The organism is Candidatus Avelusimicrobium stercoris (assembly GCF_002437085.1).
GTDB classification, from domain to species: Bacteria; Elusimicrobiota; Elusimicrobia; order Elusimicrobiales; family Elusimicrobiaceae; genus Avelusimicrobium; species Avelusimicrobium stercoris.
Window position 1 is genome coordinate 27246 of sequence record NZ_DJOA01000016.1, and the last position, 19034, is coordinate 46279.

Annotated in this window: 13 protein-coding genes; 6 read left to right on the forward strand and 7 right to left on the reverse strand. The window is 52.1% G+C overall.

Annotated elements, in window-relative coordinates:
- Positions 1–78: 78 nt before the first annotated feature.
- Positions 79–2565, reverse strand: a complete 2487-nt coding sequence (locus tag B2118_RS02795; protein ID WP_428053148.1) for a heavy metal translocating P-type ATPase — start codon at positions 2563–2565, stop codon at positions 79–81.
- A gap of 109 nt (positions 2566–2674) precedes the next feature.
- Here B2118_RS02795 and B2118_RS02800 point away from each other — a divergent pair, with 109 nt between their 5' ends.
- The gene (locus B2118_RS02800) at positions 2675–3970 is read left to right on the forward strand and encodes a hemolysin family protein (RefSeq protein WP_428053150.1); all 1296 of its coding nucleotides are present in this window, start codon (positions 2675–2677) and stop codon (positions 3968–3970) included.
- 33 nt (positions 3971–4003) lie between these two features.
- Here the strand turns inward: B2118_RS02800 and B2118_RS02805 are convergent, their stop codons facing one another.
- The 6 genes from B2118_RS02805 to B2118_RS02830 all read right to left on the reverse strand — a co-directional run bounded on the left by B2118_RS02805 (position 4004) and on the right by B2118_RS02830 (position 13219).
- Positions 4004–4603, reverse strand: coding sequence for an HAD family hydrolase (locus B2118_RS02805; RefSeq protein ID WP_428053152.1), 600 nt, complete (start codon positions 4601–4603; stop codon positions 4004–4006).
- Positions 4604–4712: 109 nt separating this feature from the next.
- Positions 4713–5729: an adenylosuccinate synthetase gene (locus B2118_RS02810; RefSeq protein ID WP_428053153.1), complete on the reverse strand. Its 1017-nt coding sequence runs from the start codon at positions 5727–5729 to the stop codon at positions 4713–4715.
- On the reverse strand, positions 5722–7116 hold the full coding sequence (purB, locus tag B2118_RS02815; protein ID WP_428053155.1) for an adenylosuccinate lyase: 1395 nt from the start codon (positions 7114–7116) through the stop codon (positions 5722–5724). Before purB ends, B2118_RS02810 begins: the two co-directional genes overlap by 8 nt.
- 129 nt (positions 7117–7245) lie before the next feature.
- Entirely contained in the window at positions 7246–8700 is a 1455-nt protein-coding gene (locus B2118_RS02820; protein ID WP_428053157.1) for an efflux transporter outer membrane subunit, read from the reverse strand.
- Positions 8697–11858: an efflux RND transporter permease subunit gene (locus B2118_RS02825; protein ID WP_428053159.1), complete on the reverse strand. Its 3162-nt coding sequence runs from the start codon at positions 11856–11858 to the stop codon at positions 8697–8699. The genes B2118_RS02820 and B2118_RS02825 overlap by 4 nt, the downstream gene beginning before the upstream one ends.
- A 2-nt stretch (positions 11859–11860) precedes the next feature.
- Complete coding sequence (locus tag B2118_RS02830) at positions 11861–13219, reverse strand: efflux RND transporter periplasmic adaptor subunit (RefSeq protein ID WP_428053161.1); 1359 nt, start codon at positions 13217–13219, stop codon at positions 11861–11863.
- Positions 13220–13371: 152 nt separating this feature from the next.
- Between B2118_RS02830 and cysK the strand changes: the two genes are divergently transcribed.
- From cysK to B2118_RS02855, 5 genes are all read left to right on the forward strand, one after another.
- Positions 13372–14292: a cysteine synthase A gene (gene cysK, locus B2118_RS02835; RefSeq protein ID WP_428053163.1), complete on the forward strand. Its 921-nt coding sequence runs from the start codon at positions 13372–13374 to the stop codon at positions 14290–14292.
- Positions 14293–14301: 9 nt separating this feature from the next.
- Positions 14302–15141: a hypothetical protein gene (locus tag B2118_RS02840; RefSeq protein WP_428053165.1), complete on the forward strand. Its 840-nt coding sequence runs from the start codon at positions 14302–14304 to the stop codon at positions 15139–15141.
- A 68-nt stretch (positions 15142–15209) separates the two neighbouring features.
- The gene (locus B2118_RS02845; protein WP_428053167.1) at positions 15210–16646 is read left to right on the forward strand and encodes a phospholipase D-like domain-containing protein; all 1437 of its coding nucleotides are present in this window, start codon (positions 15210–15212) and stop codon (positions 16644–16646) included.
- A gap of 1 nt (position 16647) precedes the next feature.
- Complete coding sequence (locus B2118_RS02850; RefSeq protein ID WP_428053169.1) at positions 16648–17385, forward strand: endonuclease/exonuclease/phosphatase family protein; 738 nt, start codon at positions 16648–16650, stop codon at positions 17383–17385.
- Positions 17386–17419: 34 nt separating this feature from the next.
- Complete coding sequence (locus tag B2118_RS02855; RefSeq protein ID WP_428053170.1) at positions 17420–18886, forward strand: monomeric [FeFe] hydrogenase; 1467 nt, start codon at positions 17420–17422, stop codon at positions 18884–18886.
- The last annotated feature ends 148 nt before the right edge of the window (positions 18887–19034 follow it).

Below are 19034 nucleotides of genomic sequence, written 5' to 3' on the forward strand. Positions count from 1 at the left end.
GGGTATCTAGTTTTATTTTATCAATTATAAAGGCCGGGCGCTTATGGCACCCGGCCTTTAATGTATATTCGCAAGCATTTATTGGATAGAAACCACTTCGTACCCGGCGTCTTGCACTACTTTTTTGAGGGCTTCCTCGTCCAATGCGCTGGCCGATTCCACCACCGCCATTTTTTTGCCCAAGTTTACGCGGGCTTCCACACCCGGAAGCGCGTTTAAGGCACGTTCTACGCGCGCGGCACAATGGCCGCAAACCATCCCTTCAATAATTAATGTTTTACGCATACGGTTTTCCCCTTTCGTCTGTTTAGTTTTTATCTCTGTCGGTTTAAAAAAGCGCAGTCTTAGCGCGTTTGACACCACACACACCGAACTGAAACTCATCGCCGCCGCGGCTACCATCGGGTTTAGTTTCCACCCCAGCGGCCCGTACAACACACCCGCCGCCAGCGGAATCCCCAACACGTTATAAAAGAACGCCCAAAACAGGTTTTCCTTTATGTTTTTGATGACCGCACGGCTTAATTCCAAGGCAGTCGCCACGCCTGTGAGGTTACCCTTTAATAGTACCATATCGGCCGACTCCACCGCCTCATCCGTCCCCGTGCCAAACGAAATACCCACATCGGCCCGCACCAAGGCCGGGGCGTCGTTCACGCCGTCGCCCACCATTGCGACCACTTCGCCCGCTTCCTGCAAACGACGGATGACGGACTCCTTGTCCTGCGGCATTACGCCCGCAATAACGGTTTCAATGCCCGTTTGGCGGGCCACTTCGCGCGCGGTTAATTCGTTATCGCCCGTTAAAAGCACGGCTTTAAGCCCCTTTTGCTTTAACTGCGCCACCGTTTCCGCCGCCGTGGGTTTTAGCGTGTCCGAATACAACACCGCCCCCAAATACTGCTGCCCGCGCGCAAAAAAGATTGGCGTTTTGCCGCCCTGTGCGGCTTTGGCGGAGAGTTTATCCCCGTTAGGGACTTGTATGCCGCAAGCATTGAGCCACTTTAAATTGCCCCCGCGCACAATTTCGCCAGACACCCGGGCCGATACGCCGCACCCCGGCTCCAAGGTAAAATCTTCCCCCTGCAAAAGCGCAATTTTTCCCTGTTGGGCGTATTCCACCAACGCCCGCGCAAACGGATGCTGGGAATATTGTTCCAGCGTGGCGGCTTGGCTGATTAAATCCGCCTCCCTAACGCCTGCGCCGGGCTCTACCCCGGCCACCTGCATTTGCCCCGTGGTAACCGTGCCCGTTTTATCCAGCACAACCGTAGTAACTTTATGCGCACGCTCCAACACCGCCGCACTTTTGACCAAAATTCCGTTGCGCGCCGCCGTGCCTGTGCCCACCATAATAGCCGTAGGCGTGGCAAGTCCCAGCGCACACGGGCAGGAAATAACCAGTACCGAAATGGCCGCAGACAACGCAAATGACACGCCCGCCCCCGTAAATAACCACACGCCAAAGGTAAGCAAGGCTATCCCCAATACGGCCGGAACAAACACCGCGCTCACGCGGTCGGCCAAGCGCGAAATAGGGGCCTTACTGCCCGAGGCCGCTTCCACCAAGGTAATAATTTGTGAAAGCGTGGTATCCTTGCCCGTGCGGAGTACGCGCACCTGCAAATAGCCGCTTGTTAAAAGCGTTCCGGCGGAAACAATCTGCCCCAGCGTTTTATCCTGCGGCACACTCTCGCCCGTAAGAGCAGACTCATCCACCGCACCGCCACCTTGGGTAATTTCGCCGTCTGCGCCAATCCGCTCGCCCGTGCGGACCACCAATATATCCCCCGGGATAATGCCCTCTACGGGGATTTGTACCTCTTTTCCACGGCGAAGCACCGTTGCTTGGCCGGGTAACAGCCGCACCAAGGCGGAAATAGCGTCGGACGTTTTGACCTTGGCACGCGCTTCTAACCATTTACCCAAAGTAACCAAGGTTAAAATCATTGCGGCGGACTCAAAATACAAATTGCCTGATGCATCAAAGGCGGCGGTCCAATCACCAGGTTGCATTAAATACAACACCTTAAAAAGCGTCCACACCCCGCTGATAACTGCCGCGCCGGAACCGAGCGCCACCAAACTATCCATATTGGGCGCACCTAAAAAGAGTTGTTTTAACCCGCGCGTAAAAAATTTGCGGTTTAAAAACAGCACCGGCAGCACCAGTAAAAATTGCACAAAAACAAAAATACCCGGATTATGCGTAATAACATCCGGCAACAAGCCCCCCGCCATATGCCCCATAGAAACATACATTAGGGGCGCCAAAAATACGAGCGAAAGCAAAAAGCGCGCCTTTAAAGCGGAGGCCTGTTCCTGCGCCAAAGCCTGCGGCGTGGAATCCGCCTTTTTTTCGCTAAGCACATCGTACCCCGCCTGACGGACGGCGGATACAATTTCCGCCGGGCCTAATTTATTTTCGTCGTAATCCACATACAAGGTATTTTGCAACAAATTTACAACCGCCGAGTGAACCCCGGGCACGCGTGAGACGGCCTTTTCCACGTGTGCTTGGCAGGCGGAGCAGGTCATCCCTGAAACTAAAAATGTCTTCTTCATCTATAACCCCCTGTTAATAAGAATAAACCCTGCGGGGCAAATTGTCAAGGCGGCAAGCGGAGTAGTTGCCTTTGCCCCCCTGCTTTTTTTGCTACACTATATATGAAGTATGACGATACTTATTATTATTTTAATGCTTATTTTAAACGCCTTGCTGGCCGCTTACGAAATGGCCCTGGCGTCTGTTTCGCGCACGAAACTTTCCATTTTGGCGCAGGAAAAACGCTCCGGTGCGGAACAAGCCCTGTTTATGAAGGACCATATGGAGGGCAGTTTGGCCGTGGTGCAAATCGGCATTACGCTGGTAGGCGCGGTGGCCGCCGCTACGGGCGGTGCCGGAGCGGGCGAAATCTTTTCCCCCTTTTTGCAGGATTGGTTTGACCTGCCCAAGCGGCTGGCCGATGCGCTGGCCGTAGCGTTTGTGGTGGTGCCGCTTAGTTTTATTACCATTATTTTCGGCGAACTAACCCCCAAAACTTTTGCTATTAAAAATAAAGAATTTGTGGTGTTAAAATGTTCCCCGGTAATGCGCGTACTTTATACAATTCTCTCGCCCATTGTGCATATAATGGAAGCCATCGTGCGCTTTTTTACTAAAAAAACCTTTACCAAGGCGCTTGACCCCAAGGAAGCCCAAAAGGCCGCTATGGCGGACTTGCGCACGGCGGCGGCGATTGCCTCTTCTTCGCGCTTGTTTGGCAAGACGGAGGAAAAAATTGTACTGTCCAGCGCGATGTTTTGCATCCGTAAAATCCGCGAAATTCAGGTTCCTTTGAACCAAGTATATATGCTGGACGCCAACGACTCTATCGCCGACACCTTTGTTAAAGCCCATTTGGATATGCACACGCGCTTTCCGGTAAAAGAACGCCCCGACGACCCGCAAAGCATTATCGGCTACTTAAACTTTAAGGACATCTTTTTATCTACCAAAATGTCCGGCGGCGCGCCAACGAGTGCGCGCTCCATTGTCCGCCCCGTACTGCGCTTGGAAGCCGACACCATTATTTCTGCCGCGCTGGAAAAAATGATGAAGAGCAAACAGCACCTATGCCTGGTAACCGAGGGTGAAAAAATCACGGGGATTTTGACCTTGGAAGATATTTTTGAAGAAATGGTGGGCGAAATTGAAGACGAATACGATTTCTTCCCCGCCTATATAAAACCGTTCGGCAAGGCGTGGGTAGTCAGCGCCAGCGCCAAAATGGCGGACGTATTTGAGCGGCTGGATTTATCTATCCCCGCTGACGTACCGGACAATATGACAATGGAAAAATGGATTAGCGTAAAACTCGGCCGCCAGCCCACCAAAAACGAAAAAATAAAGGCGAACGGACTTTTATTGGAAACGCGCAAATTCCGCCGCCACAAACTAATGGAAGCCATTGTAAGCAAGGCCGAATAAAATATACCGCCCCGGAATTACCCGGGGCGTTCTTTATAAGATAGCGCGCTTTATTAATTCCAGCCGCAGTTGCTCCGGACTCGTAAAAAGAATTGAATCAATCCCCAAGGCCTTGGCGGCGGACACATTGTCCTTATTGTCATCCGTAAATACGCAGTTATCCGCCCGCAACTGATAGCGCGACAAAAGCCGCCTGTAAATTTCCGGCTCCGGCTTATTCATTTTTTCCTCACCAGATAACACCACACCGTCCAAGAGAGATAAAAAATCAAATTTTTTGCGCGCAATGGGAAAAGTCTCCGCCGACCAGTTGGAAAGCGCAAACACGCGGTAATTTTTACCCTTTAACTCGCGCAAAATCTGCACCGTGCCTTTAATTGGACCGCCCAACATTTCCTCCCAACGCAAAAAATACGCATCAATTTGCGGCGCATATTTAGGGTATTTGGCCTTGGCCTCGGCTATCCCCTCGGCAAACGGACGGCCGGCATCCTGCTTGGCGTTCCAATCAGGCGGGCAAACGGTGGTTAAAAACCACTCCATTTCTTCCGCGGAAGCAAAAATTTTCTTATACAAGTGGCGTGGGTTCCAATCAATCAGCACCCCGCCCAAATCAAAAATGATGTCTTTCATTTCTCCCCCTTGCTTTATTATAACTTGCCCGCAACGCCCTGTAAATACTTCTAATTAAAAACCCCGCCCGGCAAACATCCCAGGCGGGGCAAAAGTATTTTTGATACGTTTATAAAACCAAGGTATCTTCCATATCCGGCCCGGTGGAAATAAGCGCAATTTCCGGGTGCGGATACACCTCGGCAGACAGTTGTTTTAAACCGTCCAAAAAGGCCTTGGCCTCGGGCGTGAAATCCTCGTATTTTTTCACACGGTCGTTGCCGGGGAACATATCAATATGCGTAATGGCGATTTTGGTGCAGTTGTTAATCATAATCGCGCGGGAAGCGGAGCGCTTTTCAAACGCACCGATACGGCGCAGGCGTTTGCTGACGCTGCCGATTTCGTGCCCCTTGGTGTGATAAACTTCCAACTCTTTTTCATCGGTCATTTCGTGGTCCAGCGGTCCCGGGCCAACGCGGGTAATGTAGGGTTTAAAGACCACATACACATCCTTTACGCTCTTGGGGCCGAGTCCGGCTTCGCCCAAAAAGGTGCTGGCTGTGGTATCGCGCGACGTAACAAACGGATATTCCCCGTGCAGTAAGGAAAGCTTAATCCCCTGCGTGCCTTCCAGCAAAATTTCGCCGCCCTTATCCAAGCACCCGTTTAACAGTTCGGGCACGTCTTGGATGAATTCCTTTAAAAGCGGTTCGTCCTTGGCAAATTTAATATTGCGGCGCTCAATGCGGTCGCGCACCGCCTGGCCCAAACCAGTTCCCACGCTGCCGATGTGCTTCATAAAGTGAGCCGCGTTTTTCTCAGCCGCGGTCTGTTCGTCCGTAATCAGCACGGCGTACGGGTCAATAATCAGGCGGTCCTTGGTGCCGGTAAAGTTTACCTCGTCCAAGAGCCACTCGGTTTTGGTATAGGCGCCCGCGCCCAAGACGAGTTTGGTCTTGGGGTTTAAAAACCCGGACGGGATATTTTTAAGCGTGTAGGATTTGCCGTCCTTTACCACGGTATGGCCCGCATTGGGGCCGCCCACACGCACGCAATAATCGTAATTGCCTTTATAAGACAAATACGCCGAAATCTTGCCTTTTCCTTCATCTCCGGCTTGGCCGCCGCAAACAATATCAATCATATTTTCCCTCCGCCAGTTGCACGGCGAGCCCCAAATAAGTTTCCAGGGATAGTGCCAACAACCGCTGTTTGGTCGGCCCGTCAACGGCCAACCCTTCTATAAATTCTTGCCATAACGCGGGAGTCATTTTTCGCCCGCGCGTAAAATCGCGCAATGTTTCGTACGGGTTTGGATAGCCCGCCGCGCGTAAAACCGTCTGTACGCCCTCCGCCAATACTTCGGGGTGGGCGGAAAGTTCCGCCTGAGCCGCTTTGCGGTCAAACGAAATTTTGGAAAGCCCCTTGGATAGGGACAAATAAGCCGTCAGCGCGTAGCCAAACGCTACCGCCATATTACGCAAGACGGTGGAATCGGAAAGGTCCCGTTGCAAGCGGGACACGGGCAACTTGCGCGAAAAAAGTTCCAACAGCGCGTCCGCCACCTGCAAATTGCCCTCGGCGTTTTCAAAATCAATCGGGTTTACCTTTTGTGGCATTGTGGACGAGCCCACCTCGCCCGCCGCCGTTTTTTGGCGCACGAGCCCGGCGGAAATATACCGCCACATATCTTGGCTTAGCCCCAGCAAAATAGTATTTATCCGGCGGACGTTATCAAACAGTTCCGCATAGGTATCGCGGTTGTCCACCTGCGTAGAAATAGGGCTTAACACTATTTTTATTTTGCGCCCTTTGTTTAAAGATGTTACAAAACGGCGCGCGGCGGACGCCCAATTTACCTTGGGGAAGGCGGCTAAATGCGCATTGTAATTGCCTACGGCTCCGCCAAATTTGAGCGAGACTTTGCGCTGTTTAAGTTCCTGTAATTGGCGGCTTAAACGTGCTTCAAACACGCGGATTTCCTTGCCGAACGTCGTCGGCACGGCGGCCTGCCCGTGGGTGCGGGCAAGCAAAACGGAACGGGCTTCCTTACGGGCCAACTGGGCTAAATTCTTTTGTAAATTTTCTAGGGCAGGCAAAAGCGCCTTTTCCACCCCGTCCGCAAGCAGCATTGCATAGGCCGCGCTGTTAATGTCTTCGCTGGTCAGCGCGAAATGGAACCACTCCAAGCGGTCCTTTAACGGGGTATTTTTTAAGCGCAATTTTAAAAAGTATTCCACGGCCTTTACATCGTGCTTGGTAGCGGGAATTTTTTCATATCCGTCAAATTCCAAGGCGCGGATAATTTCCAAATCCTGCTCCGTAAGGGGCAACAAATTATTTAACAAATCCGTTTCTTGGGCAGATAAGGACGCAAAACGCTGCAATTTTAAATGGGATAAAACGGTAAACCAGTTGAGTTCCGCGCGCACGCGGGATGCAGTAAAGGCGGCTTCGCTCATTACACTTCTGAGCGCGCCCAATCTGCCGCCATAGCGGCCGTCTAACGGGCACAATGCCGGGGTCTTCATATTTATAGTTTATCAAATTTGCGCCCCCTTTTTGGCAAGTTTACAGGCGTTTTTTGGGGTTAATTGGGGCAAAAAAACTCCCCGGCGGGAAATAGCGTCGGGGAGTTTTTAAATCAAACGGCGCGGATTTTATTTTTCGCTTTGCGCCTGTTTGGCCAATTCAGCCTGTTGTTTTTTGACTAAATTTTCATACGGGCCAAAACCGTCCTTTACGTTCCAACCGCCACCCAAGGCCTTGGACAAATTGACCACCGCGGACAATTCGTCGTTGCGGGCGGAGGCCAAATTCATTTCAGCCGACAGCAGGTTTTCCTCTACGTTAAGCAAATCGGTTACGCCGATAAGCCCCGCATCTTCCTGTTTCTTCGTCAGGTCGTAACTGCGGCGCATCGCCTCGGTTTGCTGTTTGTACGAGTCAAAGATATCGCGGTTAATACGGTTGGCGGATAAAGCGTCCAACGCTTCCTTAAAAGCGCCCTGCACCGTTTTTTCGTAAGTGGCCAGCATTTCGCGGTAAGTGGCTTCGGCCTGTTTGTTTTGGGCGCGGATTTTGCCACCCTCAAAAATAGGCGCAAGTACCTGCCCGCCGATCGCCCACACGCCAGCGGAACCCGTGAACAAATTGTTAAGCGCCCCGCTTGCATACCCGGCGGAGGCCGTCAGCGGGATGCTGGGGAAATAAGACGCGCGCGCCGCACCGATATTGGCGTTGGCGGCAATCAAATTCCCTTCGGCAGCGCGTACATCCGGGCGGCGGGCCAACAAGTCAGAGGGCAAGCCTTCCGGCACATTGGGGATTAACGTAATATCCGCTAAATTCTTGCCGCGGGGCGTATTGTTTTCCACCATTTCGCGCGGAGATTTGCCCAACAGCACGGACAGCGCCGTTTCCGTCTGCGCAATTTTCAAGCGCAACTGCTGTTCCTGCGCCTGGACGTTAGCCATATTAGCTTCCACGCGTTTTAAATCCACCTCAGTACTGTAACCATTTTTATAACGGCTGGTGTAAATGCGGACGTTTTCTTGGCGCGCCTTTAAGGTGCGTTGGGCGATTAATAATTGCTCATCCAAAGTGCGCAAGGCAAAGTAGTTTTTGGCTACATCGGCAGTTAAGGTCAGGCGGACCGTATCGCGGGAGGCCTCGCTCGCCAACAGTTTGGCGCGGGCCACTTCGCTCAAACGGCGGTATTTGCCCCACAAATCCAGTTCAAAGGATACCGACACATTAGCCGTGCTTTGGGATTCGCCGGAACCCAACTTATTTCCGGCGCGGCCGGACTGGCCCGCCGCAGACAAACTGGGCAACTGGTCCGCCGTAGCGATACCCACCGCCGCGCGGGCTTCGTCCACGCGGGCTACCGCCGCCTGCAAATCTTTATTGTAAGCCAAGGCAGTATCTTCCAGTTCGTTTAACGTGGTATCCTCAAACACTTCCCACCATTTGGCATTGGTGAAAATACTGAAATTATCAGCCGCTTCGCCCATAGGCAAATCCAAGTCCGGCTGTTTATAGTTGGGGCCCATTAAACACCCGGCCAAAAGCAAGGCCGAGGCCAACGCCGCCCCTATGCGTTTATAGTTCATAAATTCTCCTTTTTCGTTTCTTCCACGTGGTCCACCACCACACCGATTTGTTCCGGCTCCTTCTTCCACCCCGAGAACAGGCAGAAGAAGAGCGGAATAAACATCGGCGCGATAGCCGTAGCGGCCAACATACCAAAGACCACGGCCGTACCGATAGAGTGGCGGCTGGCCGCACCCGCACCCGTGCTGACAGCGAGCGGCACGCACCCTAAAATGAACGCCAAGGACGTCATTACAATCGGGCGGAAGCGCAGTTCGGCCGCTTGCACGGCGGCTTTGGCCGTTTCCATACCTTGGTCCTTTAACATTACGGCAAACTCTACAATCAAAATAGCGTTTTTAGCCGCCAAACCGACCAAGGCCACCAACGCAATTTGGAAGTAAATATCGTTGGAAAGACCGCGCGCCCAAGTACCCGCCAAGGCGCCGAAGATAGCAAACGGCACCGCCATCAATACGGCAACCGGCAGGCTCCATTTTTCATACTGGGCCGCCAAAATCAGGAACACCACCAACATACCCAGCATAAGGGCCGTGGCAGAGGAACTGCCCGAAATGGTTTCCTGATAGGTAGTACCCGTCCAAGCGAGCGTAAAGTTGGAATCCAACACCTCTTTGGCGGTTTCTTCCATTGCGCGGATAGCGTCGCCGGAACTGTAACCCGAGGCAGGATTCGCCATTACCTTGGCCGCCGGGAACACGTTAAAGCGTTCCACCATATCCGCACCCAAAGAAGGCGTAAGCGTAATCAGCGCCGAGAGCGGCACCATTGCGCCCGAATTGGAGCGCACATATACGCCCGCAATTTGTTCGGGGCGGGCACGGTACGAGCCGTCGGCCTGCATCATTACTTTAAAACTGCGGCCCGAATAGGTAAAGTCGTTTACATACGTCGTACCGAAAGTACCCTGCAAAGTAGCATACAAGGACGAAAGCGGTACACCCATTGCCTGCGCCTTGATTTCATCCACCGTCATAGAATACTGCGGCACGGCGGCGGAGAAGGTGGTACTAACGCTGGAAAGTTCAGGCCGTTTTTGTGCAGCGGCAATAAACTTTTGGGTTTGGGCTTCCAGGTCCCGGCTATCACCAGAGCCGCGGTTTTGGATATACCCTTCCAAACCGCCCGTGGTGCTCATACCCATAATGGGCGGCGGGTTAAAGGGCATTACCACCGCGCCCGGAATCGTGTTCTTGGCCTGCATATAGAGCGCACCCACCAAGCCCGCAGAAGACAGAGCCTTGGTCTTACGTTCTTCCCACGGTTTTAATTTGATAAACGAAGCAATACCGCTGCTCTTCATCGTACTGCTTAACATATCAAAGCCCGCGAACGTCAGTTCATCGGACACGCTGGGCTGGGCCAAAATTAATTTTTCCAGTTCCTTGGCTACTTTATCGCTGCTGGCCAAAGAGGACGCCGGGTCCAACTGGGTGGACACCATAATCATACCTTGGTCTTCATCGGGCAGTAAACTGCTGGGCACAATTTTAAACATCGCCCACGCGCCCAAGAAGAAGAGCGCAACCACCACCGCCGAAACCGACAGGCGGCGGATAAAGTAAGATACCCAAGTACCGTATTTTTTAGTCAATTTGCCAAAGAATTGGTCAAATTTATAGAAAAATCCACTGGTCGGCTTTTCCTGTTTTTTCAGTAACAGCGCGCATAACGCAGGCGTTAAGGTCAGCGCCACCAAGCCGGAAATAACCACGGACACGGCAATCGTAATAGCAAACTGCTGGTACATCACACCCGTCAGCCCGCCCATAAACGCCACCGGCACGAACACGGAGCACAGCACCAGTACAATCGCCACCACCGGGCCGGACACTTCGTCCATAGCCTTAATGGTGGCTTCTTTTACGGGGAGGTCTTCCTCGTCCATAATACGTTCCACGTTTTCAATTACCACGATAGCGTCGTCCACTACCATACCGATAGCCAGTACGAGGCCGAAGAGCGTAAGCGTATTAATGGAGAAGCCAAAGAGTTTCATCCCGGCAAACGCGCCGATAATGGACACCGGCACCGCCAAGCACGGAATTAATGTGGCGCGCCAGTCCTTTAAGAACAGATAAACGACCAAGAACACCAAAATCATTGCTTCAATTAAGGTATGGATTACTTCTTTAATAGACGCTTTTACGAACAAGGTGGTATCGTAAGCGACTTTGTATTCCATATCCAAATCGGGCGGGAAATTGGCGGCCAATTCCTGCATACGTTTTTCTACGGCTTGCGCGGTAGATACGGCGTTAGCGCCCGGGGAGAGATACACCCCAATCGGCACTGCCGGCTTACCGTTATAGTTACCGTTAAACTCATACGTCTGGCTGCCGAGTTCCACGGTGGCAACGTCCTTCAAGCGCAGGGAAGTGCCGTCTTTGTTCGCGCGTAAAATAATGTCTTCAAACTGTTTGGGATCGGTCAAGCGGCCGGGCGCAATAATGGAATACGCGCGGTCCACCGCCACCGGGAGCGGCGGCTGGCCGATTTTACCCGCCGCGCGCTGGACGTTCTGCGCCTGTATAGCCGAGGCCACATCACTCACAGACAGCCCGCGTTGGGACAGCACATCCGGCTTAATCCAAATGCGGATAGAATAGTCGTTGGCGGACATTACCTGCGCGTCGCCCACGCCTTCAATACGTTTTAAATCATCTACAATGTTTAAAAGCGCATAGTTCCCCACCGTCGTAGTATCGGAACGACCGTTAGGGGAATAAAGCGCGATTAACTGCAAAATGGCGGAGGATTTTTTATTGACCTGAATACCATAGCGGCGCACGTCTTCGGGCAAGGTGGCCGTAGCCCCCTGCACGCGGTTGTTGACGTTAATCATCGCCTGGTCCGGGTCGGTGCCTACTTTAAAGGACACCGTCAGTTTCATATCCCCGTTGGAGGAGGAAGTGGAGTTCATATACAGCATATCTTCCACCCCGTTTACCTGCTGTTCCAGCGGAGCGGCCACCGTATTGGCAATTACCTCCGGGCTGGCGCCCGGATAACTGGCCGACACCTGCACGGTGGGCGGCGTCAAATCCGGGTATTGCTCAATAGGCAACATCGTGATAGACACGATACCCGCCAAGGAAATTAACAGCGAAATAACCGTAGAAAAAATAGGACGGTTAATAAAAAATTTAGAGAACATAATTATTTCCCCGTCTGCGCGTTATCCGCGGCCGCTGCTTCTTTGGCTTGGGCCGCATCCTGCGGCAAGGCCTGTTCGTCCGGCGATTCGGCAGATTCAATGGCTTCTTCCAATTTGGCTACATCGCCCTCAGTCGCCGCCGGGACCGCGGTCTCTTCGGCTTTGGGCATAAAGGTTTGCATTTTGGCAGTAACTTCCATACCCGGGCGCAAGCGGATAAGTCCGTCCGACACCACCTTTTCGCCCGCCTTTAAGCCGTCGCTGACGATATACATATCGTCCTGCATTTCCGCCTGAATCGGGCGCGCCACAATCATATTGTTCCCGTCAATTACATACGCAATTTTGCCCTGCGCGCTGTTAAGCACCGCGGAGGACGGAATCAAAATAGCGTTTTTGTAAATAGCGCCCACCAAGCGCACGCGCACAAACTGGCCGGGCATTAAGGCACGGCTCTTTTTGGGATTGGCAAATTCGGCCTTAATCGCCAAACTGGATGTTTGGGTGTTTTCCGAACTGTCAAAGAAAACGATTTTACCCTTTTCGGAATACAAACTACCGTTGGGCAAAACGGCTTCCACATACACGGGAGCCTGGGAAGCGGTCAACTTGCGGTATTCCTCGGGTTTTAACAGTTGTTTATCATCGCTGCCCAACACGATTTGGCCCGACATAAAACCGGCGGCCAATTTTTCAAACTGGCGGCTGGGCATAGAAAAGTTTACATACAAGGGGTCAATTTGCACCATCGTCGTCAAAAGGCCCGATTCGCCCGCGGCGGAAATCAAACTGCCGACGGATTGCGCTTCTTTGCCCGCAATGCCGGAAATCGGCGCGGTAACCTTGGTGTAGCCCAAATTGATTTGCGCATCGTTCACGCCGGCCTGCGCCACCTGTACATTAGCCTTGGCGGTATCATAGGCGGAAATAGCGTTATCGTAATCCTGTTGGCTGACGGCGTTATCGGCGCGGAGTTTCTTCATACGCGCATAAGTGCGCTGGGTGCGGCGTTCTTCGGCCTGCGCTTGGGCCAAGGCGCCTTGGGCCTTTTCCAACGCTACTTTATATTGTTTGTCGTCAATTTGAAAAAGTTGTTTGCCTTCGTTTACATATTCCCCTTCATTATACAAGCGGGCTTCTAAAATGCCCCCCACCTGCGCGCGAATTTGAATTTCCAACGAGCCCGCCACTTGGGCCGGGTATTCAATATCCCAAGGCAAATCCTGCTGTACCACCTCTACCGCATTGACTACGGTCGGGGCGGCGGCACCGCTGGCGGCGGATTTTTTGCAGCCGGACACAAACACAGTTGCCAAGCCCAAAGCCATCACGGCAACGGGCAAAAAGTATGTTTTCTTCACAAGTTTCTCCCAATATAATAAGGTTAATGTCTTTCCCAAGATTATATAAAAATTTTTCCTATGGCAACGCTTTTATATAATTAGTTAAAAATAGAGTACTGACAAGCGGCGCACAAACACTTATAATAAAGTGTACCCGTTGGGAGAAAAATATGAACGAAAAAAAATTCACTCTTTTGGAACAAACTATTGGGCACACGCCCTTATTAGAGCTGACGCGCATTAACACCGCTCCTGCGCATATTTGGGCCAAACTGGAAATGTTTAACCCGTACAGCGTAAAGGACCGCGCGGCCCTGTATATGTTAAACGCCGCGGAAGCCGAGGGCAAACTGACGCCCGGCGGAACAGTGGTAGAGCCCACCAGCGGCAATACGGGTATTGCGCTTGCGTTTTTGGCCGCCGCACGCGGGTACAAAATGATTTTAACAATGCCCGAAAGTATGAGCGCCGAGCGCGTGAAATTGGTAAAGGCGTTAGGGGCGAAAATCGTTCTTACCCCCAAGGCAGACGGGATGAAGGGCGCCGTAGAAGCCGCCTTAAAAATTGTGAAGGAAACGCCCGGGGCCTTTATGCCCGGCCAGTTTGACAACCCCAACAATCCCCGCGCACACGAGGAAACTACCGGGCCTGAAATTTGGAACGCCTTAAACGGGAAAGTGGATATTTTTGTAGCCGGCGTAGGCACGGGCGGTACTATCAGCGGAGTAGGCCGTTATTTAAAAAAGCAAAACCCGCATATTAAAATTGTGGCCGTAGAACCCGCCGAATCTCCCCTCTTGTCCGCAGGCAAGGCTGGCCCGCACGGCATACAAGGCATTGGGGCCAACTTTGTGCCGGGAAATTTAGACAGAAGCGTTATTGACGAGATTATCCCCGTCAAAACCGCAGACGCCCAGCAAACCGCCCGCGAACTGGGGCAAAAGGAAGGTATTTTGCCCGGCGTATCCGGCGGGGCCGCGCTGTGGGCCACGTTGGAACTGGCCAAACGAGCCGAAAACAAGGGCAAAAATATCGTTGCACTACTGCCAGACGGCGGCGAACGCTATTTAAGCACTGGCCTTTTTGATTAGGAGAGCGCAATGAGCAAGTGGTTGCTTGCAGGCTTTTTAAGTTGTATAGCCTTTGGCGCGGTTGCCCAAACCGCGCCAGAAGCGGATGAAATTGTAATTGAAATGCACGGGGAAAGTACTGCGCCCAAAGCGGGCGTTTCCGTGTGGAGCAAAAACGCCCGGCAATTAACGCGCCTCTTCCGCGGGAAAGACAAAACCTATGTACTCTACCAAGTGGAAAATGTTTCATCCGCCGATAAAATCCTCCGCGCCCAAAACGGCAAGCGTTACGCTTACGTCCGCTACGGAAGCGACGACGGCGACTACCGCAAATTTCTGTTTAACGACCGCGACCCGCAAACCTTTGTGGCGTGCGCGGCCAACGTGGCGGACGTATTAGCCGTCAATAAAAAATACGGCGTTAATTTAGGGGTCAGCCAGCAGGATTTTTTGCGCACTTACGAAAATAAAACCACGCTTACCAATTTGCTGGATAAGGCGGCAAATAAAACATATCCCGTTTACCGCTTGGAATATACGGACGTAAACCATAAAACGCCCGTACCCACTTATTTTGTGTTTGACGGGGGATATCTAAAAGACACCTTATCCGGCGAGGAAGCCTTTACCGCTTACGCAAACAATCTTTCAAAAGTTAATAAAGACCTCACTAAAAAAGAGAAGGACGCCCAAGCCCAGCGGGAACAGGCCGAAAAGCAGGCCCGCCAAAAGCAAAACCGCCCCGTGCGCAAGGCACTTGTTTCCGGCGGAACGGCAACCGACCAAGCCTATATGCCCCGCGCGGTAAACGCCACTCCCTTGCCCGCGCTTACGCCAAGCAAAATCCCGGCCGGTACGCCGCTTAACTAACCCTTTTAAAGCCCGCCCAACGGCGGGCTTTTTGTTTCGTTTTCCCCCAGATTTCCTATAATAAAGGTATGAATATGGATACGGTTTCTCTTTCCTCGTTTAGTATTGCCGGGTTTTTATATGTACTGTTGCAAATTTTTGTAACGGCGCATATTTTACGCTATAAGGACGATGTAAAAAGTTCTATCGGTTGGATTGGCCTTGTGTGGCTGACCCCGCTGCTGGGCAGTATTTTTTACGTTCTCTTTGGCATTAACCGCATCCGCCGCAAGGCGTTGTCCTTGCGCAACAAAGGGCCGAATTTAATGGCGCTGACAGGCAAAACGGAACAGGAAATCCGCCAAGAAATTCCGCGTCCGTTTCTGCAACTTTTGCGCCTAGGCTACAAAGTTCACCCGCAACTTTTTTCCTTTGGCAACCACGCCGAACCCTTATTAAACGGGGACGAAGCCTACCCGGAAATGTGCCGCTTAATTGCAAGCGCCCAAAAAGAAGTCCTCCTGCAAAGTTACATTTTTGATAACGACAGCGCGGGGCAACTTTTTATCCCCGCTTTAAAACAAGCCGTTAAAAACGGGGCCAAGGTAAAGGTGTTAGTGGACGGCGTGGGCCTTAACTATTCCAAACCCACGATTGCCGCCGCCCTGCGCAAAATAAAAGGCATAGACTTTGCCGTCTTTTTACCCTCCAAAAGCCCTATTAATTTGCCCTTTGTTAATTTACGCAACCACCGCAAAATTTTAATTGTGGACGGAGAAACAGCCGTCTTTGGCGGGATGAATATTGCCGCGGGAAACCTTGTTCAAACGAACCCCAAAGAGCCGATACAGGACATTACCTTTAAGGTTTCCGGCCCGGTGGTGGACCAAATGTCGCGCGTGTTTGAAGAGGACTGGCTCTTTGCGGGCAAACGCCACTTTATCCCCGTTTCCTTTAAAACGTCAAAAAAACTCCCGGGGCATATGCCCGCGCGTATCATCCCCGACGGACCCGACAGCGACTATGGCAAACTGGAACAACTGATTTTGGGCGCGCTTTCCTGCGCCCAGCACGAGGTAAGCATTGTTACGCCGTATTTCCTGCCGGAGAGCGATATTTTGTCCGCCTTGGAAGTAACCGCTATGCGGGGCGTAAATGTGGAAATTATTTTGCCCTCCAAAAGCAATATTTTGGGGATGGACTACGCAATGCGTGCCAATTTCGCCAAATTACTTAAAAAGGGCGTAAAAATCTACCGCACCAAACCGCCCTTTGACCACAGCAAAATCGTGCTGGTGGATAAGGCTTGGATTTTTGTCGGCTCGGCCAACTGGGACGTGCGCAGTTTTAAACTCAATTTTGAGTGCAATATGGAGTGCACAGATAAACATTTGGCCGAAAAATTAGCGCAAATCATCGCGCACAAAAAAGCTGGCGCCTTCCAAGAAAAATGGGACAAAGAAAAACCGCCCTTTTGGCGCACCTTGCGCGACAACGCTTTTAAATTATTAACGCCCTATTATTAATATGTTCTACAAACAACCCCAGGAAGACAAAATTCTCGTCCAGCACGGCCACCCCACCGCCAGCACGCTCCCCAAATGCTTTACCGTGTGCGTGTGGAACTGGCAAAAGAGCAAGCAAAAACCGTGGAAGGACGAATTTAAACAAGTGGCCGCCGCCGCGGATTTATTCTTGGCGCAAGAGGTACGCCGCTCGCCCGAAGTGTTTGAAATAATGGAACAAACGCCCTATCATTGGAGCGGAGCCGTCAGTTTCTTCTCCCGCCAAAACAGCCCCACGGGCGTGGCGACGGGGTGTATTGCAAAGCCGCTTCAAATTGCCTTTAAAGCCGGCGAAAGGGAACCGCTCTTGCGCGTGCCCAAAATGACACTATCTACCCTTATTCCGCTTGCGGACGGACGGTCCTTGCTGGTTATCAACGTCCACGCCATTAATTTTAGGGGGCTAAAACCCTTTGATACCAATTTAAAGCGCGCCGCCGAACTGTTATTAAACTACAATGGGCCCGTGCTTTTAGGCGGAGACTTTAACGCTTGGAGCCTAAAACGCCGCCGTTTATTATCCTGTATGGCCCGCGCGGCGGGGCTCGCCGAAGTGCCCTTTGAGCCGGACAACCGCACCCGCTGTTTGGGCCGCCCGGTGGATTATCTGTTCGTACGTGGCCTGCGCGTAAAGGCCGCGGGCGTACGCATTACACGAGGCTCCGACCACAATCCGCTTTTAGTACGTTTGGAAGCCTAAAATAGCAATACAAATATGCTAAAATATATGAATTATGAATACATCTGACAATAAAGCCGTGTATTTTAAACGCGAAGCCCTCAAACGGGTGATTGCCGCGTTTGATAAAGGTACGCTTGAAACCCAAGCGGAAACCATTCCCTTTGAAGTGCTGCCGAAGGATTCCAAATCTACGGTACGCTGTTGCATTTACAAAGAACGGGCCGTCTTCCGTGCCCGCACGTTGGCCGCGTTGGGCGGAAGCGTAGAAAAAGACGACGAAGCCACGTCGCTTAACGAATACGCCAAAGAAGCCCTCTTGCGCAAGGCCGTGCCGGAAACCCCGCTGACCGTAATGGATATTGCCTGCAAGGGCTGTGTAAAAGCCCGCCATTTGGTAACCGAGGCCTGCCAAGGCTGCTTGGCGCGTCCGTGCCAACAGGCCTGCAAATTCGGCGCGATTTCGTTTACCGAAGGACGCTCCCGCATTGACGCCGACAAATGCAAAAACTGCGGCCAATGCAAGGCCGTCTGCCCCTACAACGCTATTACCTATGTACCCGTACCGTGCGAACAATCCTGCCCGGTCAACGCTATTCACAAGGGCGAAAACGGCTTTGCCGAAATTGATTTTGAAAAGTGCATTTCCTGCGGCCATTGTATGGATGCGTGTCCGTTTGGCGCCATTATGGAGCGCAGCCAATTAATTGACATTTTGACCCAAATGAACAGTTCCCACAAGGTCTGTGCGATGATTGCGCCGTCTATCGTAGGCCAGTTTGACTGCACGTTACCGCAACTGATGACCGCTATCAAAAAGGCGGGCTTTGACAAAGTAACCGAAGTCGCCTTGGGCGCGGACATCACCACCGCCAACGAAGCGCGCGAACTGGTGGAACGCCTGGAAAACGGCGCCCGCTTTATGACCACCTCTTGCTGCGCGGCGTGGATTCAAGCCGTCAAAAAACATTTGCCGGCCTTGAAGGATTTTGTATCCCATACCAAAACCCCGGCCGCTTACACCGCCGAAATTGAAAAGAAGAACGGTTTTGTTACCGTGTTCGTCGGGCCGTGCGTGTCTAAACGCGTAGAAGGGATGGAAGACCCCAATATTGACTATGTAATGACCTACGAAGAATTAGGCGCAATGTTGGATGCCAAGGGTATTAACCCCGCCGAGTGCGAGGAAATGCCGCTTGACCCGGCCATTTCCGGTGAAGCCCGCTACTACGGCGTAACCGGCGGCGTGGCCCAAGCGGTAGAAAACGCGATTGCGGGCAAACGCCCCTTTAAGAAAATGGCGATTAACGGCTTGGACAAAAAGGCTATGTTAATGCTTAATGCGTTTGCCAAGGGCGTGGGCGACTTCCAACTGTTGGAAGTAATGAGTTGCAAGGGCGGCTGTATCGGTGGCCCGTGCACGATGAAGAAACAAGCCCAAGTGATTAAGCCGATTAAAGACTTAGTCGCCGCCAGCCCCAAAGTGCCCTGCGCTTTGGACGATAAAAAAGAAGTGAAATAAACAACTCTTCAATAAGAAACACCCCGGGTTAATTATGTGCCCGGGGTGATTTTTATAAATACTGCTCACAATAAGCCCCATATAGAAACACTACGGGGTACCGCCTAGCGGTATGGCTGGAAATTCAGGATGGGTATAAAGGCCAAAA